Origin of the sequence: Streptomyces sp. NBC_00582 (assembly GCF_036345155.1) — a bacterium.
GTDB lineage: Bacteria > Actinomycetota > Actinomycetes > Streptomycetales > Streptomycetaceae > Streptomyces.
Genome location: NZ_CP107772.1, coordinates 851,060 through 872,819 on the forward strand (window position 1 = coordinate 851,060; position 21,760 = coordinate 872,819).

Consider the following 21,760-nt stretch of genomic DNA (forward strand, 5'->3'; position numbering starts at 1 on the left):
GCTGGCGGGGATCGGACGGGGGCACACGCTCAGTCGTCGGCGCCCAGGGCCATCCGGACGAGGTCGTCGACGTCCATGGCGTCGACGTCCGCGTCGGTGCCGTCGGCCGGGGCCGGAGGCTCCTGACCGGGGCGGCCGGCGGAGGCGGGGGCGGACGCGAGGTCCATCAGCGCGTCCAGCAGCCCCGACTCGCGGAACCTGGTGATCGGGATGGACGTCAGCAGCCTGCGGATGGCCGCCTCGTCGGGTTCGCCCGGGCCGGGGATGGCGGTGCCCGGCGCGGCCGGGCCGTCGTCCGTTCCGGCCGCGAAGTGCTCCCGGCCGAGATGGTCGGCGAGCGCGGCGGGCGTGGGGTAGTCGAAGACCAGGGTGGCGGGCAGCAGGACTCCGGTGGCGGCGTTCATCCGGTTGCGCAGCTCGACGGCGGTGAGCGAGTCGAAGCCGAGTTCCTTGAAGGACTGGTCCGGGTCGACGCGGGCGGCGGAGGCGTGTCCCAGGACGGCGGCGACCTGGCGGCAGACCTCCTCGGCCAGCCTGCGGTGCCGGTCGGCCGCGCCGAGCCCGGTCAGTTCGGCGGCGAGGTCCCCGCTGTCGCCGGGCCGGCCCGCGAGGGTGCGCTCGGCGACGGCGCGGCGCGTGCGGGCCAGGCCGGCCAGCAGGGGCGGTACCGGGCCCTCGGCCCCGAGCCGGGTCGCGTCCACCGACATCGGCAGCCGGACCGCCGCCGGCTGGTCCAGGGCCTCGGTGAAGAGGGCCAGCCCCTCCTTGGGGGTGAGGGCCGGCAGTCCGGCGCGTTCCATGCGGCGCAGGTCGGCGTCACCGAGGCCGCTGGTCATGCCGGTGGCCTGGGACCAGGGTCCCCAGGGCAGGGACAGTGCGGGCAGGCCGAGCGCGTGCCGGTGCTCGGCGAGGGCGTCGAGGAAGGCGTTCGCCGCGGCGTAGTTGGCCTGGCCGGGGGCGCCCAGGGTGCCGGCGACCGAGGAGAACAGGACGAACGCGGCCAGGTCCAGGGGGCGGGTGAGGTCGTGGAGGTGGGCGGCGGCGTCCAGCTTGGGGCGCAGTACGGCGGCCAGGCGTTCGGGGGTGAGGTGGTCCACGACCGTGTCGTCGAGGACGCCGGCGGCGTGGACGACGGCGGTCAGCGGATGCCCGTCGGGTACGGAGGCGAGGAGTGCGCGGACCTGGTCGCGGTCGGCGACGTCCGCGGCCCGGACGCGCACCTCGGCGCCCAGCTCCTCGAGTTCGGTGACGAGGGGTGCGGCCTCGGGGGCGTCGGGTCCGCGGCGTGAGGCGAGCAGCAGGTGACGTACGCCGTGCTCGGTGACCAGGTGGCGGGCGAGCAGGGCTCCCAGGCCGCCCGTGCCGCCGGTGATGAGGACGGTGCCGTTCGGGTCGAGCGGTGCGGGGACGGTGAGGACGACCTTGCCGATGTGGCGGGCCTGTGACATGTGGCGGAAGGCCTGCGGCGCGCGGCGTACGTCCCACGGGGTGACGGGCAGCGGGGTCAGCACCCCGGTCTCGAACAGGTCGACGAGTGCCGTGAGCATCTCGCCGATGCGGTCGGGTCCGGCCTCGATGAGGTCGAACGCCCGGTAGTGGACGCCGGGATGGCGGGCGGCGACGACGTCGGGGTCGCGGACGTCCGTCTTGCCCATCTCCAGGAAGGTTCCGCCGGGGGGCAGCAACCGCAGGGAGGCGTCGACGAACTCGCCGGCCAGGGAGTCCAGGACGAGGTCGACGCCGCGGTCGCCGGTCGCGGCGCGGAAGGCGGCCTCGAAGGACAGGTCGCGGGAGGAGGCGATGTGCGGGTCGTCCAGTCCGGCGGCGCGCAGGGCGTCCCATTTTCCGGGGCTCGCGGTGGCGTACACCTCGGCGCCGAGGTGACGGGCGAGCTGGGTGGCGGCCATGCCGACGCCGCCGGCCGCCGCGTGCACGAGGACGGTGTGGCCCTCGCTCACTTTGCCGAGGTCGACGAGGGCGTAGTAGGCGGTGAGGAAGACGATGGGCACGGTCGCCGCCTGGGCGAACGTCCAGCCGTCCGGGATCCGGGCGACGGTGCGGGCGTCGGCCACCGCCACGGGCCCGTAGGCGGCGGGGAACATGCCCATGACGCGGTCGCCGACGGCGAGGCCGGTCACCCCGGAGCCGACCTCGGTGATCACTCCGGCTCCCTCCAGACCGAAGTCGCGGGCCGGGCCGGGGTACATGCCGAGGGCGTTGAGCACGTCGCGGAAGTTGACTCCGGCGGCGCGGACGGCGATCCGTATCTCGCCGTCGGCGAGGGGGCGTTCGGCGTCCGGTGCGGCGACGAGTTCGAGGCCGTCCAGGGTGCCCTTGCGGACCATGTCCAGCCGCCAGGCCGTGGTGGATCCGGTGTGCGGGGGGTGCAGGGCGTCGGCCGGGTCGGTGCGGGCGATCCGCGGGACGTGCACGGAGCCCTCGCGCAGGGCGAGTTGGGGGTCGGCGTGGCCGAGCGCGGCGGGCAGGGCGGCCAGTGAGGCGGCCGCGGTGTCGGTGTCGACGAGGACGAACCGGCCGGGGTGCTCGGACTGGGCCGAGCGGACCAGGCCCCAGGCCGCCGCGGCGGCCGGGTGGCGTACGCCGGGGCCGGCGGGCCCGTCCGGCATGAGCGCCTCACGGGTCACCAGCACCAGCCGGGTCGCGTCCAGCCGTCGCTCGGCCTGCAACCGCCCTACGAGGGCGAGGGCGTGCTGTGCCGCCGCGTGTCCCGCCCGGTCCAGCGGGCCGTCGTCGTGGGGCAGGACGGCGAGTACGGTGCCGGGCGCGCCGTCGGCGGCCGCCAGGGCGGTGAGGTCGGCGGCCTCGGTGACGTCGGCGGCGACTCCGGCGGCGGTGAGCAGGGCGGCGAACTCCCGGCCGGCGTCGTCGCCGAGGACGGTGAGCCGGTCCGGGGCCGGCCGGTCGCCGGTGGCGGGCCGCGGCTGCCAGTCGAGGCGGAACAGGTCGCCGGCGCCCCGGTCGGGGCGTGCGCGCAGCCGTTCGGGGTCGATCTCGCGCAGGGTGAGGGACCCGATGGAGGCGACGGGCCGCCCGGTGGTGTCGGCCACGTCGAGGGCGACGGTGTCCTCGCCGCGCAGGGCGAGCCGGACGCGTACGGCGGTGGCGCCGGTGGCGTGCAGACTCACGTCCCGCCAGGAGAACGGCAGCCGGCCGGCCGCGGAGTCGTCCAGCGGCAGGAAGGCGGTGGCGTGCAGGGCCGCGTCGAGCAGCGCGGGGTGCAGACCGTAGTGGGGGGCGTCGGTGTGCGCCTGCTCGGGCAGGGCGATCTCGGCGTACACGTCGCCGTCGAGCCGCCAGGCGGCGCGCAGCCCCCGGAACACGGGCCCGTAGTCGAATCCCGCGGCGGCGAGGCGGTCGTAGGTGTCGTCCACGGCCAGTTCCTCGGCGTCCGCCGGCGGCCAGGCCGCGAGCGGTGCGCCGTCGGGTTCCGGGAGGGCGCCGGGGGCGAGGATGCCGTCGGCGTGCAGGCTCCAGGGCCGCTCGGGGGTGGCGTCGACGGGCCGGGAGTGCACGCCGAGACGGCGGTTGCCGTCCGGATCGGGGGCGCCGACGCGCAGTTGCAGGGTCACGGCCTGCCCGGCGGTCAGCACCAGCGGTTCGACCAGGGTCAGTTCGGTCACCCGGTCGCAGCCCACGCGGTCCGCGGCGAGCAGCGCCAGGTCGAGGTGGGCGGTGCCGGGCAGGATGGTGGTGCCGCCGACGGCGTGGTCGGCGAGCCACGGCTGGTCGGTCGTGGAGAGGCGGCTGGTGAAGACGTGGCCGTCGGCGTCGGCGAGGTCGACGCGGGCGCCGAGCAGCGGGTGTCCGGCGTCGGCGAGGCCCGCCGCGGCCAGGTCTCCCGTGTTCCGGCCGCCCGTGGAGGGCCAGTAGCGCTCGCGTTGGAAGGCGTAGGTGGGCAGGTCGACGATCCGGCCGGAGCCGTTGGTGGCGGCGCTCCAGTCGACGTCGGCGCCGTGGGCGTGGGCGCGCGCGAGTCCGGCGAGCAGGCTGTCCGTCTCGTCGCGGCCGGGGCGCAGCAGGGCGAGGGCGGCGGTGCCGGCCGGGTCGGTGACGGCGTCGGCGACGAGCGCGGTCAGTGTGCCGTCGGGGCCGATCTCCAGGTAGCGGCGGACCCCGGCGTCGTGGAGGGCGCGTACGCCGTCGTGGAAGCGGACGGCGCGGCGCACATGCCGGACCCAGTGGTCGGGCGAGGCGAGTTCGCCGGGGGCGGCCGGCCGGCCGGTGACGTCGGAGACCACGGGCACGAGCGGCTCGTGGTACTCCAGTGTGGCGGCGACCTCGCGGAACTCCCGGAGCATGGGCTCCATCAGCGGCGAGTGGAAGGCGTGGCTGACGCGCAGCCGTTTGGTGCGCCGGCCCCCTTCCTCGATGCGGGCGGCCACCTCCGCCACGGCGGTCTCCTCGCCGGAGATCACCACGGAGCGGGGGCCGTTGACCGCGGCCAGGCCCACCTGGTGCTCGCGGCCGTCCAGCAGGGGCAGGACCTCGTCCTCGGTGGCCTGGAGGGCGACCATGGCGCCGCCGGCGGGGAGGGCGTCCATCAGCCGGCCGCGGGCCGCGACCAGGGTGCATGCGTCGGTGAGGGAGAGGACTCCGGCGGCGTGCGCGGCGGCCAGGGAGCCGATGGAGTGGCCCAACAGGTGGTCGGGGGTCACGCCGAGGCTGCGGACGAGTCGGTACAGGGCGACTTCGAGGGCGAACAGGGCCGGCTGCGCGTACCCGGTGCGGTCCAGCAGCGCTCCGGCGTCCCCGAGGACGGCCTCGCGCAGCGGGGTGCCGAGGACATCGGCGCCGAAGTGGGCGCAGACCTCGTCGAAGGCGTCCGCGAAGACCGGGAAGGCGGCGTACAAGTCGCCTCCCATGCCGGGGCGTTGGGCGCCCTGGCCGGTGAAAAGGAAGGCGGTGCGCCCGTCGCGGGCGGCGCTCCCGGTGCCGTCGGGCGGGGTGGCGCCGGAGGCGAGCCCGGTCAGGCCGGCGAGCAGGTCGTCGCGTGCGGTGCCGAGGAGCACGGCGCGGTGTTCGAAGACGGGTCGGGTGGTGGCCAGGGAGTGGCCGAGGTCGGCGGCGGACAGCTCGGGGTGCCGCAGGGCGTGGTCGAGCAGGTTCTCCGCCTGTGCGCGCAGCGCCTCAGGAGTGCGCGCGGACAGCGGCCAGGCGGTCGTCTGGTGGGTGACGGGCCGCCTCGCGGCGGGCGGGGCCGGCTCGGGGGCGGGCGGGGCCTCTTCCAGGATGACGTGGGCGTTGGTTCCGCTGAAGCCGAACGAGGAGACGCCCGCGCGCCGGGGGCGGCCCTCCTCGCGCTGCCACGGCCGGGTCTCCGTCAGCAGGCGTACGGCGCCGGAGGTCCAGTCGACCCGGCTGGAGGGCCGGTCGGCGTTCAGGGTGCGGGGCAGTTCGCCGTGGTGCAGCGCCAGCACGGTCTTGATGACGCCGGCGACTCCGGCGGCGGCCTGGGTGTGTCCGAGGTTGGACTTCACCGAGCCGAGCCACAGGGGCCGTTCGCGGTCCTGGCCGTAGGTGGCGAGGAGTGCCTGTGCCTCGATGGGGTCGCCGAGGACGGTGCCGGTGCCGTGTCCCTCGACGGCGTCGACGTCGGCCGGGGCGAGCCCGGCGTCGGCCAGCGCGGCCCGGATCACCCGTTCCTGCGAGGGGCCGTTGGGGGCGGTCAGCCCGTTGCTGGCGCCGTCGGAGTTGACGGCGCTGCCACGCAGCACGGCGAGCACCCGGTGTCCGTTGCGCCGGGCGTCGGACAGTCGCTCCACCAGCAGCATCCCCGCGCCCTCGCCCCAGCCGGTGCCGTCCGCGCCGTCCCCGTAGGCCTTGCAGCGGCCGTCCGGAGCGAGACCGCGCTGGCGGCTGAACTCCAGGAACGCGGCGGGGGTCGACATCACGGTGACGCCGCCCGCGAGCGCCAGGTCGCACTCCCCGGCGCGCAGCGCCCGTGCCGCCCAGTGCAGGGCGACGAGGGAGGAGGAGCAGGCGGTGTCGACGGTGACGGCGGGGCCCTCCAGGCCGAGGGTGTAGGAGATGCGGCCGGAGACGACGCTGGCGGCGTTGCCGGTGCCGAGGTAGCCGTCGACGTCGTCCGTGGTCGTGCGCAGCAGGGCCGTGTAGTCCTGCCCGTTGGTGCCGGCGAAGACGCCCGTGCGGGTGCCGCGCAGGGTCCTCGGGTCGACGCCGGCGCGCTCCACGGCCTCCCAGCACACCTCCAGGAGCAGCCGCTGCTGCGGGTCCATGGCCAGGGCCTCGCGCGGCGAGATGCCGAAGAAGGCGGGGTCGAACCGGTCGACGCCGGACAGGAAGCCGCCGGTACGGGTGTAGCTGGTGCCCTCGTGGTCGGGGTCGGGGTGGTACAGCGAGGTGAGGTCCCAGCCGCGGTCCTCGGGGAATCCGGTCAGACCGTCGCCGCCGGAGGAGAGCAGGTCCCACAGCCGTTCGGGGGTGTCGGCGCCACCGGGGAGCCGGCAGGCCATGCCGACGACGGCGACGGGTTCGTCCGTGCCGGCGTGCGCGGCCCGGGGTGTGGCGACCGCCCGGGCGGAACCCTCACCGGCGGGCAGCGAGCGCAGCAGGTGGGCGGCGAGGGCGGCCGGGGTGGGGTGGTCGAAGGCGACGCTGGGCGCGAGCCGCAGGCCGGTGCGGCGTTGCAGCGCGTTGCGCAGGTCGACGGCGGTCAGGGAGTCGAAACCGAGGTCGCGGAAGGCGCGTTCCGGGTCGGCGGCGGGGGCGTCCGCGGCGTGGCCCAGCACGGCGGCGATCTCCGTCTGGAGGAGCCGGAGGACGGCGGCGGGGCGCTCGGTGGCGGGCAGCGCGGCGAGGGTACGGGCCAGTCGTCCGCCCGACCTGGCGGGTCCCGCTGTACGGCGCGCGGCGGCGGCCGGGTCGCGCAGCAGGGCGGGGGCGGGGGTGGCGGCGGCCCGCGCGGTGGCCAGGTCCAGCCGGACCGGCAGGAGCACAGGGCGGTCCTGGGCCGGCGCGAGGTCGAGCAGGCGCAGGGCGTCGGCGGTGGGCAGCGGCGCGATGCCCGCACGGGCCATCCGGGTGCGGTCGGCGTCGCCGAGCCCGGCCGTCATGCCGCTCTCCTCGGCCCACAGGCCCCAGCCGAGGGCGAGCGCGGGCCGTCCCTGCGCCCGCAGGGTGGCGGCCAGCGCCTCCAGGAAGGCGTTGGCGGCGGCGTAGTTGCCCTGGCCGGGGCCGCCGAAGGTGGCGGCGGCGGACGAGAAGAGCACGAACGCCGTCAGATCCAGGTCCCGGGTCAGCCGCTCCAGGTGCACGGCGGCGTCGGCCTTGGGCCGCAGCACGGCCGACAGGCGGTCCGGGGTCAGCGCGGGGATCACCCCGTCGTCGATCACCCCGGCGGCGTGGAAGACGGCGCCGAGGGGGTGCGGTTCGGGTACGGCGTCCAGGAGCGCCGCGAGCGCGGCGGGGTCGGCCACGTCGCAGGCGGCCACGGTCACCTCGGCACCGGCCTGTTCGAGGTCGGCGCGCAGTTCCTCGGTTCCGGGTGCCTCGGGGCCCCGGCGGCTGGTGAGGAGCAGATGCCGTGCTCCGTGCGCGGTGACCAGGTGCCGGGCGACGGCCGCGGCGACGGTGCCGCCCGCGCCGGTGATCAGGACGGTCCGCTCCGGGTCGAGGAGCGGTCGCGTCGAGCCGTCCGGGTGGTGCCGGGTGAGACGGGCGGCGTGGACACGGCCCGACCGCAGGGCGATCTCCGTCTCGCCGTGGTGCGCGGCCTCGCAGATGGCGGCGAGGAGCGCCTCCGGGTCGGTGCCGGTTTCCGTGCGGGCGCCGGGGCCGGTGTCGAGGCCGCTGCCCGGGTCCGTGTGGGCGCCGGTCTCGGTTGCCGTGCCGGAGTCGGGGACCCTGCCGGTCTCGGTGACCGTGCCGGGGTCGGTGACCGTGCCGGTCTCGGTTGCCGTGCCGGAGTCTGTAACCCTGCTGGTCTCGGTGACCGTGCCGGAGTCGGTGACCGTGCCGGAGTCGGTGGCCGTGTCAGTGTCGGTGTCGGTGCTGGAGTCGGTGTCCACGAGGAGGAAGGAGCCCGGGTTCTCCGACTGTGCCGAGCGCACCAGTCCGCGTACGGCGGCCGCGGCGAGATCGGTGACCGGCTCACCGGGCCGGACGGCCACCGCGTTCCGGGTGAGCAGGACCAGCCGGGAGCCCGCCGTGCGTGCCTCGGCCTGCCAGCGCTGGAGCAGGTCCAGGGCCGCGGCGGCCGACTCGTGCACCGCGGCGGGCAGTTGCGCGTCACCTCCCCGCCAGGGCACGAGGACCAGGTCGGGCACGGACGCGCCCGGGGCGGCCAGCGCGGTGAAGAAGGCGTCCGGGTCCGGGTGGCGTTCGGCGTCCGCCGGGGCCGGTCCGTCACCCACGACGGCCACCGTGGGCCGGTGCGCGGGCGCGGCGGCCGGGGGCAGGGCGGTCCAGTCGACGACGAAGAGATCGTCACCGGCGGGAGCGGGGCCGTTCAGGGGCAGTTCGTCCACGGGGGTGAGGGTGACCGCGCCGACGGTGGCGACCGGGGTGCCGGACTCGTCGGCGAGGTCCAGCCGCAGGGCGCCGTCGGAGCGGGGCCGGAGCCTGACCCGCAGCGCCTCGGCACGGCCCGCGTGCAGTGTGCAGTCCCGCCATGTCACGGCGAATCCGCCGGGCCGGCCGAGCGCGGCGGCCGCGTGCAGGGCCGCGTCGAGCAGCGCCGGATGCAGCGCGACCCGCAGGGCGTCCGCCCGGAACTCCTCCGGTACGGCGACCTCGGCGTATGTCTCGTCGCCGGCCCGCCACACGGCGGTGAGCCCCCGGAAGGCGGGGCCGTGGTCCAGGCCGCGGGCCCGCGCGGCCTCGTAGATCTCCTCGACCTCGTCGGGGTCCAGGGCGTGGGCACCGGGCGGCGGCCAGGCGCCGGCCGGCGCGTCCCGTACGTCCTGCTCGGGCGGCTCCGGGGTGGCGCCGGCCGGCGCGAGGACACCGCGGGCGTTACGGGTCCAGGGCCGGTCGGGCGCGCTCGCGTCCTCCTCGGTCCGGCCGACGGCGACCGGGGCGGGCCGGGAGTGGCAGGTGAACGCCCTGACGCCGTGCTCGTCCGGGCCGTCGAGGACGACCTGGATCTCCACGGGCCGGTGGCCGTCCAGGACCAGCGTGCGCTCCTGGTCGAGCTCGACGACGTGGTGGCACCCGACGAGTCCGCCGAGATGCAGGGCGAAGTCGACGTACGCGGCCGTGGGCAGCACGGTGGCGCCCGCCGCGGTGTGGTCGGCCAGCCAGGGGTGCGTACGGGTGGAGAGCACGGTGGTGGACAGCACGGAGGAGGAGTCCGCCAGGGTCACCGCGGCCCCGAGCAGCGGATGGCCGCCGGGGCGCCGGCCCGTGCCGGGCGCCGGATCGAGCCAGAGGCGTCGCTGCTGGAAGGCGTAGGTGGGCAGCTCGACCGTCCTGCCGCCGGGGAACAGCGCGGACCAGTCGGGGCTGTGTCCGTGCGCGTGCAGCGCGGCGACGGCGTGGAGCAGCGTCGCCGCCTCCGGCGCTTCCTTGCGCAGGCTGGGCGCGAGGACGCGCCGGTCGTCGTCGAGCAGGGTGCGGGCGAGCGCGGTGAGCGTGGCGTCCGGACCGAGTTCGACGAACCGCGTGGCCTTGCTCCGGGCGAGGGCGCGCACGGCGTCGGCGTACCGGACGGTGCGGCGGACGTGCTGGACCCAGTGCTCCGGGGACATCAGTTCCTCGGCGCTCGCGGCCTCTCCGGTGACCGTGGAGACGACGGGCAGGTTCGGACGCCCGTAGGTCAGGCTTTCCGCGACCTCGCGGAAGGCCGCGAGCATCGGTTCCATCAGCGGCGAGTGGAAGGCGTGGCTGACGCGGAGGGCCGTGGTCCTGCGGTCCTGGGCGCGGAACCGCGCGGCCACCTCCTCCACGGCTTCGCGGGCACCCGCGAGCACGACGGCTTGCGGGCCGTTGACCGCGGCGACGCCCACCGCGTCGTTCAGGAGGGGGAGGACTTCCTCCTCGGAGGCCTGGACGGCGATCATCGCCCCGCCCTCGGGCAGGGCCTGCATCAGCCGGCCGCGCGCCACGACCAGACGGCACGCGTCGGCCAACGACCACACCCCCGCCACATGGGCGGCGGCGATCTCACCGATCGAATGCCCGGCGAGGACGTCCGGCCGTACGCCCCAGGACTCCAGCAGCCGGAACAGGGCCACTTCGAGGGCGAACAGCGCGGGCTGCGCGAACTCCGTCCGGTTCAGCCGGTCGGCGTCCTCACCGAACACCACCTCCCGCAGATCGAAGGGCAGTTCCGCGTCCACCGCGTCGAAGGTCTCCGCGAAGACGGTGTACGTCTCGTACAACTCCCGTCCCATGCCCAGGCGTTGGGAACCCTGCCCGGCAAACAGGAACGCGGTGCGCCCCCTCAGCGCCGTACCCCGCACCACCCGCGCGTCCGTCTCACCCGACGCCAACGCGGCCAGCCCCGCCCGCAGATCCTCCGCATCCGAGCCCACGACCACCGCACGGTCCTCGAACACCGACCGCGTAGTCGCCAGCGACCAGCCCACATCGACGGCGGAACCCTCCACTCCCTCCAGGAGCCTCGCCGCCTGCGCCCGCAGCGCCCCCTCCCCACGCCCGGACAGCGGCCACAGCACCACGCCGCCGTCGTCGGCGTCCGGACGGGCGGCTGCGGATTCCTCGGCCGGCCCGGCCTCCTCCAGCACCACGTGCGCGTTGGTGCCGCTGACGCCGAAGGCGGAGACGCCCGCGCGGCGCGGCCGGTCGTCTTCCGTCCGCGGCCACGGCCGGGCCTCGGCCAACAGGTCGATCCGGCCCGCCGACCAGTCGACGTGGCGGGAGGGAGCGTCGACGTGCAGCGTGCGCGGGAGCAGACCGTGCCGCATGGCCATGACCATCTTGATCACGCCGCCGACCCCGGCCGCGGCCTGGGTGTGCCCGATGTTGGACTTCAGCGAGCCGAGCCAGAGCGGGTTTTCACGGTCGCGGCCGTAGGTGGCGAGCAGCGCCTGGGCCTCGATCGGGTCACCGAGGGTGGTGCCGGTGCCGTGGGCCTCCACCGCGTCCACGTCGGCGGCCGACAGCCCCGCGCTCGCCAGCGCCGCCCGGATCACCCGCTGCTGCGAGGGACCGTTCGGCGCCGTCAGACCGCTGCTGGCGCCGTCCTGGTTGACGGCGCTGCCCCGGATCACGGCCAGTACCCGGTGCCCGTTGCGCCGCGCGTCCGACAGCCGCTCCAGCAGCAGCAGACCCGCGCCCTCGCCCCAGCCGGTGCCGTCCGCGCCGTCCGCGAAGGACTTGCAGCGGCCGTCGGGGGAGAGCCCGCGCTGCCGGCTGAACTCGGTGAAGGTGACCGGGGTGGACATCACGGCGACGCCGCCCGCCAGCGCCAGCGAGCACTCGCCGGCCCGCAGTGCCCGGCAGGCCAGGTGCAGCGCGACCAGCGAGGAGGAGCAGGCCGTGTCCACGGTGATGGCCGGGCCCTCCAGGCCCAGGGTGTAGGCGACCCGCCCGGAGGCGATGCTGCCCGCGCTGCCGTTGCCGATGAAGCCTTCGAGGCCGGGCGGGGGCACGTCGAAGCGGGAACCGTAGTCGTTGTACATGACCCCGACGAAGACGCCGGTGGGGCTGCCCCGAAGGGCGGCGGGGTCGAGTCCGGCCCGCTCCAGCGCCTCCCAGGAGATCTGCAGCAGCAGGCGCTGCTGCGGGTCCGTGCCGAGGGCCTCGCGGGGCGACATGCCGAAGAAGTCGGGGTCGAAGTCCGCGGCGTCGTGCAGGAAGCCGCCCTCGCGGGTGTAGCAGGTGCCCGGGTGTTCGGGGTCCGGGTGGTAGAGGGACGGGACGTCCCAGCCGCGGTCCTCCGGGAAGGGCGTGATGGCGTCGGTGCCGTCGGCGACCAGTCGCCACAGGTCCTCGGGGCCGCGTACGTCGCCCGGGTAGCGGCAGGCCATGGAGACGATCGCGATGGGCTCGCGGTCCTTTGTCTCCAGCTCGCGCAGGCGGCCGGTGGTGCGGTGCAGGTCGGCGGTGACCCGCTTCAGGTAGTCCCGCAGGCGGTCTTCGCTCACAGCTCGGCCCCCAGACCCGGGTCGCACACCATGGCGGAGAGCGGTGGCAGGCCCGCTGCGCTCGGATCGGTAGACAACACCGGTATCTCCTCAGGCTCGGACACCCACGCTCTGGGCATGGCTCCTCGAACACCTCGAACGCGCCAAGTCTGGGGGCGCCCGGGCGGTCCACGGCCGCTTGACCTCCGACTCTGAAAAATCCCCTAGTTGCCCATGGCACCGGCCCGGCGGCGGGCGGCACCGGCAAATCCCTAGAGTTGCGCGGCTTTCCTGGCCTTCGTTTCGCCCGGCGTGCTGCGCTGAGGCCGCTCCCGGCCCGCCTCCCGTGCGGTCCGCCCTACGAGAGGGGTTCTTGATGACTGCCGTGCCCGCTCCTGTCGGCCCCGAGGTGGCCGCGCCGCCCGAGGTGGGTCTCGACGGTGGTGCGACCCTGCTGGCCTGGCTGCGGCGGATGCGCGACGAGCGGCCGGTGTGGCTCGATCCGGCGGGCCGGTACCACGTCTTCCGTCACGAGGACGTCCAGCGGATCACCGCCGACCCTGCGGCCTTCTCCTCGGACACGGTGACCCGGCTGTCGGGCGGCGAACGGCAACCGCCGGGCGGCACGCTGCTGTTGCTGGACCCGCCCCGGCACGGCAAGCTGCGGCGGCTGGTGAGCAAGGTCTTCACCGCGAAGATGATCAACGAGCTGACCCCGCGGATCACCGAGGTGGCCACCGAGCTGCTCGACGGTCTCGACGGCGGCGACCGCTTCGACCTGATCGAGGCGTTCGCCAACCCGCTGCCGGTCATCGTGATCTCCTCCCTGCTCGGCGTCCCGCCGTCGGACCGCCCGCTGTTCCAGGTGTGGGCCGACAACCTGCTGACCGTGGACTGGGAGACGCCCGAGGGTGCCGAGGTCATGGGCCGGACCGTGCAGGAGCTGGACGCCTATCTGCGGCGGCATGTCGCCGAGCGGCGGGCGCGCGAGTACGACGACCTGATGAGCCTGCTGGTACGCGCCGAGGTCGACGGGGAGAGCCTGAACGACGACGACGTGGTGAGCTTCGCCGCGCTGCTGCTGCTCGCCGGCCATGTCACCACCGCCGTGCTGCTCGGCAACATGCTGCTGACGCTCGACCTGGAGGAGGGCCTGCAGGCGGAGTTGCGGGCCGACCGGGCGAGGATCGCGCCGTTCACCGAGGAGGTGCTGCGCTGCCGGCCGCCGTTCCTCAAGATCGAACGGGTGCCGACGGCTCCCGTGGAGATCGCCGGGGAGAAGCTCCCGGAGAACGCGATGGTCTACCTCTGGCTGCTGTCCGCCAACCGCGACGAGCGGGTCTTCCCCGAGCCGGACCGTTTCCTGCCGGGCCGCTCCAACGCCAAACAGCTCGCCTTCGGGCACGGCATCCACTACTGCCTGGGCGCGCCGCTGGCCCGTATGGAGGGTCAGATCGCGCTCAACCTGATGCTCGACCGCTATGCCGACATCCGGGTCGACCGCGACGCGCCGCTGTCCTACTTCGACAACCGGGTCAACGTCTTCGGTCTTCGGCGGCTGCCCCTGACGGTCCGCCGGGCCTGAGCGGCGCACCCGGGCGGACGCACACCACCAGACGGAGGACTCATGGCCTACGAGCCGAAACCACCAGTGATACCGACCGATCGCACCTGCCCCTTCGACCCCGATCCGGAGTACCGCCGGCTGCGCGAGGAGGAGCCGATCAGCCCGGTCACCTTCGACATCGCGCCGGGCCGCGACGACGGCTGGCTGGTCACCCGGCACGACCATGTGCGGGCCATCATGACCGACCCCCGGTTCAGTCACCGAGCGGAGCTGCTGGCGCTGGTGGCGTCACCGCCGTTCGAGGTGGAGAAGTACGAGCCGCAGCCGTCGGGACCGGGTTCCTTCGTCCGGATGGACGCCCCGGACCACACCCGCTACCGGCGGCTGCTGACGGGCTTCTTCACGGTCCGCAAGATCCAGGAGTACGAGCCGACGCTGGCCGGGATCATCGACGACGTGCTCGACGAGATGGCCGGTCTCCAGCCGCCGGTGGATCTGCTGCCGGTGTTCGTGCAGAAGGTCGTGTACCGGTCGGTGCACTCGGTGATGGGTGTGCCGGAGGAGGACATCGCCGAGCTCGACCGGCACTTCTCGGCGATCATGCGGATCGACTACACGCTCGAGGAGTTCGTCGAGCACAACACGGCGCTGGACCAGACGCTGGCCCGTGTCGTGAAGGACCTGTTCGCCGAGCCCAACGACAAGCTGCTCGGGAAGCTGGTCAAAACGGGTGAGCTGACCGAGGAGGAGCTGGCGAACATCGCCTGGATCACCATCGGCGGCGCGCTGGACACCACTCCGAACATGCTGGGTCTCGGCACGTTCGCGCTGCTGGAGCATCCCGAGCAGCTGGAGAAGGTCCGCAAGCAGCCGGAGCTGATGGAGCGGGCGGTGGAGGAGCTGCTGCGCTATCTGACGATCTCCCACATGGGCGCGAGCCGGGTGGCGCTGGAGGACGTGGAGATCGGCGGCCGGACCATCGAGGCCGGGCAGACGGTGGTGCTGTCGCTGCCGGCCGCCAACCGGGATCCGGAGCAGTTCGAGAACCCGGAGGTCTTCGACGTCACCCGGCCGTCCCGGCGCCATCTGGCGTTCGGCTTCGGCATCCACCAGTGCCTGGGGCAGCATCTGGCCCGGGCGACCCTGCGCATCGGCTTCCAGAAGCTCTTCGACCGCTTCCCGGACCTGCGGCTGGCGGCCGATCCGCAGGAGATCCCGCTGCGCGACAAGGCGATGCACTACGGCGTGTACGCGCTTCCCGTCACCTGGGGGTGACCGCACCCCCGTAGCCGAGCCGCGGGCCGTCCCGGACAGGGGCGGCCCGCGGTTCCGTCCCGGGACAACACACCTAGCGCGTCGCCGACGAGGCGCTCAGGTGGGACATCCGGGGCCACGTCGTGCGCCAGGGCCGGCGCAGGCCCTGGCAGACCCATATCGGGGTGCCCCAGTTGAGGTTGTGCACCCGGTCCGCGTTGGTGACCGTGCCGCGTCGGCGCACGCTGGTGAAGAACTGCCGCAGATAGCGGGCGTCCGCGCCGACGAAGACCACGGTCGCGGTGTCGTCGGCCGGGCGGCGCAGGTACCAGTAGCCGCGGTGGCCGCTGTACGGTCGCGGCAGACCGAGCCGCGGGCCGAACCGGTCCAGGGCGCCCGCCTGGTCGTACCGGTCGGTGATCAGCAGGGCCCCGCGGCGCAGGTCGGCGGGGAGCCCGCGGTGGACCCGGGCCACCGAGGCGGCCAGGTCGGGCCAGCCGACGGTTTCCATCGCCAGCCGGTCGGCGGAGGGCCGGGAGAGCCGCTGGACCGGGTAGAGCGGCAGCACCTGCACCGCCAGGACCGCCGACGCCAGGTAGACCGCTGCGGTCGACCACAGGCGCGGGCGGGTGGCGCGCAGTTCCTGCAGCCCGGTGGCGCCCGCCGCCCACAGGACGGCGAACAGCCCGGCGACGTAGTAGGGCCGTCCGTGGACGACGAGGTAGCAGGCGCACAGTCCCACGAAGGTCAGCGCGAGGAACCGGTGGGAGCGGGCCCGAGGGGCGAAAAGCAGCCATCCCAGCCCACAGCACAGGAGGACCGCTCCGGCCAGTCCGGCGGCCGCGAGGACCGTGGGAAGGAACATGGCCCGGCCGCCCTCCTCGGTGGCGACCTCCTGGGCGATGACCTCGGTCATCGCCAGTTGCGGCCAGCCGGCGCGGGCCTGCCACAGCAGTCCCGGTACGGCGGTGAGCAGGGCGCCCACCGCCGAGGCCCACAGCAGCGGGCGGCGCAGCAGGTCCCGGGGCCCGGCGAGGAGCAGGGCCACGAGCAGCACGGCCCAGAGGCCGACGCTGAGGAACTTGACCTGGAGGGAGACCGCGGCGGTCAGGCCGAGCAGGGGCAGCAGCCGGTCGCGCCGGGTGCGGACCCAGCGCACCAGCAGCCAGACGCCGAGCGTGGTCAGGAAGATGTCCAGGGTGGCGGTGATGAGCAGATGGCCCATCTGCAGCATGACCGGCGAGACGGCGTACGCACCGGCGGTGGCGAGCTGGGCCGCTCGCCGGCCGCCCAGCTCCCGGGCGGTGAGGGCGGCCGTCAGCACCCCGAGCCCGGTGAGGGCCGCGGCCGGCGCGCGCAGCGCCACGAGCGAGCCGGGGGACACGGTGTCGAGGGCGTGGGTCAGCAGGGGCAGCAGCGGGGGCTGGTCGGCGTACCCCCAGGCGGGGCTGCGGCCGGCGGCGAGGAAGTACAGCTCGTCGCTGAAGTAGCCGAACCGGTCCGCGGTGAGCAGCAGCAGGGCCGCGGTGGCGCAGGCCACGACGCACACGGGCAGCAGGGCCAGAGGTGGGGGAGGAACGGCCGCCGACGGTACGGCGGGGGTACGGGTACGGGGGGTGGCTCCGGGAGGCCGGTACCCGCCGTCGCGGTGGGTCGCCCGGTCCCGGGCTGTGGGGGGCATCGTCGCTTCCTCGATCCTGTCGGGTTCGCGGTGGAGGGCACCGCGGTGCTCTGCGCCTCGAACCTACGGTCGGCGGCCCACGCCGGAACGGGGTGTTCCCCTTTACCGGCCCGGGAGTAGGGGCGATTCCCTAGTCTTCGGCGCCCTCGGTGGCCCCGGCCGTCGCGGCTGTGCTGGTGTGGAGACCCCGAACCGCCCGACGGCCCAGTCCGCTCGTATCGCGGTTCGGGCCCCTGCCCGGCCGACCTGCGGTGGACGCTTTCGCGGCGCCCTGTCACTCCCTCCGGCCCGGCCCGATCCCTCAACCGATCACGGAGAGACGACAGTCGAGTGATGGACCTTCAGTTCATGTGCGGCGGGACCGGATCGCGGGCCCGCACGGTCAGGGCGTGCGCGTCATGACGGCGGCGATCGTCGCGGACGGCGTCCGCAAGCGGTACGGGGACATCCAGGCCGTCGACGGAGTCTCGCTGCACATCGAGGCGGGCGAGTTCTACGGCATCCTGGGTCCCAACGGCGCGGGAAAGACGACCACCCTGGAGATTCTGGAGGGCGTCCGCGAGCCCGACGAGGGGCGGATCGAGCTGTTCGGCGAGAGCCCCTGGCCGCGCAATCCCCGGCTGCTGAGGCGCATCGGCGTGCAGTTCCAGGCGTCGTCGTTCTTCGACAAGCTCACCACGCGCGAGACCATCTACCTGTTCGCGTCCTTCTACCGGGTCGGTGTCCGGCAGGCCGACGCGATGCTGGAGCGGGTCGGCCTCACCGAGTTCGGCGAGGTACCGGCCGACAAGCTCTCCGGCGGCCAGGCGCAGCGGCTGTCGATCGCCTGCGGTCTGGTGCACGACCCGGAGATCGTCTTCCTGGACGAGCCCACCGCCGGTCTGGACCCGCAGGCCCGCCGCAATCTGTGGGACCTGCTGCGGGACGTCAACGCGGAGGGCCGCACCCTGGTCCTCACCACGCACTACCTGGACGAGGCCGAGATGCTCTGCGACCGGGTGTCAGTGATGGAGAGGGGCAGGGTGCTCAAGACGGGCGCGCCGGCGGCCCTGATCCGCGAACTCGACGACATGGTGCGGGTGAGCGTGGAGTCCGGGCTGATCAAGGCGGACACCCTGCGTGACCGTCTGGTGTCGGCCGGGGTGGAGAACGCGGCGGTGGAGGACGACGGGATCACGCTGTCGATCGCCACCCACTCCCCCGGCCCCGTGCTGTCGATCCTGGCCGACCACCGGGCACTGCGCAGCCTTCAGGTGCGCGGCGCCACCCTGGAGGACGTCTTCCTCCAGCTGACCGGACGGGAGTACCGCGCGTGAGCATCGACGAGACGTCCTCCCGCTCCCCCGGGACGGCCACGAAGGCCTCGGCGGAGCAGGAGAAAACGGCGGTCAAGGCCGGTCCGGGCCGCAAGGGCCCCGTCAAGGACAGACGGCTGAACCCGATCCGCGAGCTGGCCAGGGCGATGATCCTGAGCGTCCTGCGGGACAAGGGCACGATCTTCTTCCTGATGGTCTTCCCCATCCTGTTCCTGATGTTGTTCGGCTCGTTGTTCAAGAGCGACGGGACCTCGCACATCAAGGTGGCCCAGGTCGGCCAGGTGCAGGTGCTCGACTCGCTCACCGGGGACCAGCGGGACCAGCTCTCCAAGGCGGCCACGATCACCAAGGTCACCAGCGAGTCGGCCGCGCTGGAGAAGGTGCGCAAGGGGGACTACGACGCGCTGGTGGAGCAGGACGGTGACACCGTCGTGCTGCGCTACAGCCTGGCCGACTCGGTCAAGGGGGCTTCGGCCCGAGCGACGCTGAACGCGGTGCTGGAGCAGGCGAACCTGGCCGCGACCGGTATGACCGCCAAGTACACGCTGAAGGCCAGTCAGGTCGAGGACGACTCGGTCAAGCCCATCCAGTACCTGACCCCGGGTCTGCTGGGCTTCGCCGTGGCCACCAGCGCGGTGTTCAGCACCGCCCTGACGCTGGTGACGCTGCGCCGCAAGAAGATCCTCCAGCGGATGCAGCTGTCGCCGATCCGCCCCTGGGAGGTGGTGGCCGCCCGTATCTCCATGACCATGCTCATGGCACTCACGCAGACGGCCCTGTTCCTGGCGGTGGCGACCCTGCCGTACTTCGGTCTCCAGCTGACCGGCAACTGGTGGCTGGTGGTGCCGTTGGTGGTGTGCGGGACGCTGGCGCTGATGTCGCTGGGCCTGCTCATCGGCTCGCTCACCAAGACCGAGGAGTCGGCGGGCGGTCTCGCCCAGCTGCTGGTGCTGCCGATGTCGCTCCTGTCCGGATCGTTCTTCTCGCTGGACAGCGCCCCCGAGTGGGTGAGGGCGCTCTCGTACGTGATGCCGCTGCACTATCTCGTGGAGGGCGGCGAGTCGGTGCTCAGCCGGGACGGCGGTGTGCTCGACGTGCTGCCCACGATGGGCGGCATGCTGGCCTTCGCCGCCGTGGTGACCGGAGTGACGCTGCGGTTCTTCAAGTGGAACGAAGGATGAGCCGGCGCTGACGGACGACGTTCGGGCCCTCTGCCGCGTGGGTGCGGCAGAGGGCCCGAACGTGTGTCTCACCACCGCCGCACGCACGGGTGCGGGGGTCAGTCGCGGTCGCCGCCCTGCCACCCGTCGTGGTGCAGGACTTCTTCGAGCGGTCGCCGCGGCCCCGGCCGGAAGGCGGTGCGCAGCGGATAGGCCGTGGGCAGCAGGGCTCCCTGGCGGACGGTGGGCGGCAGGCCCAGCAGCTCGGCGACCTCCCGCTCACGGTCCAGATGGACGGCCGTCCAGGCGGTGACCAGGCCCCGGCTGCGGGCGGCCAGCGCGTAGTTCCAGGCGGCCGGCAGCAGCGAACCCCAGAACCCGGCCTGGTTGCCCTCCGGCAGGCGGCCGTCGGCCACTTCGAGGCAGGGGATGACCAGGACGGGCACCCGGTGCAGCCGCTCGGCCAGCAGCCTCGCGCCGGTGAGGACGGAGCGGGTTCCCTCGGGCTGCTCGTCCAGCCGGCGCAGGGCGGCGCCGTTGCGGTCGTCGAAGGCGGCCCGGTAGACCTCGGCGACGGCGGCGCGGATCCGCGGATCGGTGAGCATCAGCCAGTGCCATCTCTGGCGGTTGTTGCCGTTGGGGGCCTGCAGGGCGACGCGCAGGCAGTCCTTGACCAGTTCCGGGTCCACCGGGCGCTCCAGGTCCAGGCCGCGCCGTACGGAACGGGTCGTGGTCAGCAGTTCCTCACTTGACAGGCGCGGCGGATCGGTCACGGCAGCAGCACCGCCCGGACGGCCAGGGCGAGGTACGTCGTCACGACGAAGCCCATCGCGGTGAGCAGGGGCCAGCCGCCGCGGCGCGCGGTCAGGAACCGTCGGGCGCCCCAGGCCGGCAGGACCGCCGTCAGACAGGGCAGCAGCCCGGGCACGCCGTCCGGGGCGAACAGGGCGACCTGGCAGGCGACCGCCCCGGCCGCGAGGGCGGCGGTGACCGCCGCGCTGCGCCGGGGGCCGAGGTCGGCCGAGTACAGGCGTGCGCCGGGCTCCGCCTCCCAGGCGGTCTTGCGGGCGAACTCGAAGTGCAGGAACACACACGCGCACAGGGCGAGCAGCAACGCCCCGCGCCCGTCGGCGGTGACGGTCCCGGCGGCGACCAGGGACCCGTACACATACACACCGAGCAGCACCTGCACCGGGTAGGTGACCGCGAGGTTGAGCAGTTGCCGGTCGCGCACCGCCGCGGAGAGGCGTTCCAGGGCGGCGAGGAACAGGCCGTAGCCGAGAGCGGCCAGGATCAGCAGGACGGCCGTCGTGGACAGCGCCGCGTTCAGGCCCACCGCCACCGCGGTGAGGGCGGCCATCGCACCGCGCAGCTCGCCGACGGTGATCGCGCCGGTGACCAGCGGCCGGTCCGGGTGGTGGACACGGTCGTACGCCAGGTCCTTCTGCTCGTCCAGCATCCGCAGGAACAGCAGCGCGAGGACGACGCTGACGACCCGGACCCAGGTGGCCCCGGTGGGCCGCCAGGCCGTACCGGTCAGCGATACGGCGGAGCCCTCCAGGGCGAGCACCCACAGCAGGCCGTAGGTGGCGTAGATGTGGGGCCGGAACATGCGCAGCACGAACCGGCCCAGCCGGCCGGGGATGCGGGGCACGGCGACGGTGCTCACTGCGGGTGTCCTCCGTCTCGGGTCCGGGTTCCGGTGTGCCGCGTCGTGGCGGGCGGCTCAGACACGGGCGTGGGCCGCCGGGCTCGCCAGGACGCCCGCCGGGCCGGCCGGGTCGCGGTCGGCGAACCCGATGCGGGCGTCGGCGACCAGGGCGCCGGGCTGGCGCAGGGTGCACTCGATGTCGGCTCCCGGCACGACCGGAGCGGTCCGGCACTCCAGGGGGAGGTCCATCTCCGCGAAGCGGCGGAAGCGGGCCCGCAGGCGGACGGGCAGCGCCGTGGGCGCGCGCACCGCGCCCTCGACCACGGCGGCGGTCAGGGCGAGTTGCCGGAAGGCCTCGAGTTCCAGCATGCCGGGAACGTGGTCGACCCAGTGGTCGTAGAGCGTCGGGTGGGTGGTCTCGGCGACCACACGGGCCGAGCGGACGCCGTCGTGGGCGGTGTGCGGTGGTGTGATCACCGCGTTGGCCCGGTTGCGGCGGCCGACCCGGCCCGGGTCCAGGGGTTGTCCGGGCAGCGCGACAGGAGGGTCGGCCAGGCCGAGGGCGTGCCGCTGCCCGGCCCGCAGGCGGCTCCACACCTGCGGTGGCATCCACGAGTAGTCGATGCGCGCGAGGAGTGCCTCCCGGGCGCCGATCGTCGCGGTGAACCGCAGCCGCAGCCCGGTCACCCCGCTCCGGTCGCGGATCCGGTGCTCGACGCGGACGCCGATGACCGCTTCCGTGGGGGTGTCTCCGCGGATCAGGGCGGCGGGCTCGGGCACCTCGTACTCGACCGTCCGCAACAGGAACTTGTGGCCGAGGGGTATGTCGAGGTAGCGGTGGGCCACCACGAAGATGCCCTGGCGGCAGGCCTCCAGCACCAGCAGCGGGTCGTGGTGCGTGCGGGGGCCGAGGACGTCGTCGTAGAAGGGGTGGAGGCGGGGAAGCTGTGCGGCCAGCCGCATCTCGTCCTCGCCGAGGCGCTCCGCGTCGGTCAGGAAGACCTCGGCGATCGCTGCCCGGTGCACCAGCTCCTTCGGGAGTGTCCGGGCGAACTGCATGGCG

At 74.3% G+C, this 21,760-nt stretch carries 9 protein-coding genes; 4 read left to right on the plus strand and 5 right to left on the minus strand.

Annotated features, from left to right (window positions below; genetic code table 11):
- Positions 1 to 29: 29 nt before the first annotated feature.
- Positions 30 to 12,116, minus strand: a complete 12,087-nt coding sequence (locus OG852_RS03405) for an SDR family NAD(P)-dependent oxidoreductase (protein ID WP_443064499.1) — start codon at positions 12,114 to 12,116, stop codon at positions 30 to 32.
- Positions 12,117 to 12,444: 328 nt separating this feature from the next.
- On the opposite strand from OG852_RS03405, the gene OG852_RS03410 reads away from it, so the two are divergent.
- Together OG852_RS03410 and OG852_RS03415 are read left to right on the plus strand one after the other, a co-directional pair.
- Complete coding sequence (locus OG852_RS03410) at positions 12,445 to 13,653, plus strand: cytochrome P450 (protein ID WP_133916052.1); 1,209 nt, start codon at positions 12,445 to 12,447, stop codon at positions 13,651 to 13,653.
- 42 nt (positions 13,654 to 13,695) lie between these two features.
- Entirely contained in the window at positions 13,696 to 14,910 is a 1,215-nt protein-coding gene (locus OG852_RS03415; RefSeq protein ID WP_133916053.1) for a cytochrome P450, read from the plus strand.
- Positions 14,911 to 14,983: 73 nt separating this feature from the next.
- Here the strand turns inward: OG852_RS03415 and OG852_RS03420 are convergent, their stop codons facing one another.
- Positions 14,984 to 16,570 (minus strand): ArnT family glycosyltransferase, encoded by a 1,587-nt coding sequence (locus tag OG852_RS03420; protein WP_133916054.1) that lies wholly within the window; start codon positions 16,568 to 16,570, stop codon positions 14,984 to 14,986.
- 398 nt (positions 16,571 to 16,968) lie between these two features.
- On the opposite strand from OG852_RS03420, the gene OG852_RS03425 reads away from it, so the two are divergent.
- Positions 16,969 to 17,886 (plus strand): ABC transporter ATP-binding protein, encoded by a 918-nt coding sequence (locus tag OG852_RS03425; RefSeq protein ID WP_133916150.1) that lies wholly within the window; start codon positions 16,969 to 16,971, stop codon positions 17,884 to 17,886.
- Positions 17,883 to 19,067 (plus strand): ABC transporter permease, encoded by a 1,185-nt coding sequence (locus OG852_RS03430; protein ID WP_330347014.1) that lies wholly within the window; start codon positions 17,883 to 17,885, stop codon positions 19,065 to 19,067. The genes OG852_RS03425 and OG852_RS03430 overlap by 4 nt, the downstream gene beginning before the upstream one ends.
- Positions 19,068 to 19,165: 98 nt before the next feature.
- Here OG852_RS03430 and OG852_RS03435 read toward each other — a convergent pair whose 3' ends face one another.
- From OG852_RS03435 to OG852_RS03445, 3 genes are read right to left on the minus strand one after another with little or no spacing between them, the layout of a single operon-like run.
- Complete coding sequence (locus tag OG852_RS03435) at positions 19,166 to 19,819, minus strand: nitroreductase family protein (RefSeq protein ID WP_330347015.1); 654 nt, start codon at positions 19,817 to 19,819, stop codon at positions 19,166 to 19,168.
- Positions 19,816 to 20,715, minus strand: coding sequence for a hypothetical protein (locus OG852_RS03440; protein ID WP_133916055.1), 900 nt, complete (start codon positions 20,713 to 20,715; stop codon positions 19,816 to 19,818). The genes OG852_RS03435 and OG852_RS03440 overlap by 4 nt, the downstream gene beginning before the upstream one ends.
- Before the next feature lie 57 nt (positions 20,716 to 20,772).
- Positions 20,773 to 21,756 carry a ScbA/BarX family gamma-butyrolactone biosynthesis protein gene (locus tag OG852_RS03445; protein WP_133916056.1) on the minus strand — a complete coding sequence of 328 codons (984 nt, stop codon included), beginning with the start codon at positions 21,754 to 21,756 and terminating at the stop codon, positions 20,773 to 20,775.
- Between the last annotated feature and the right edge of the window lie 4 nt (positions 21,757 to 21,760).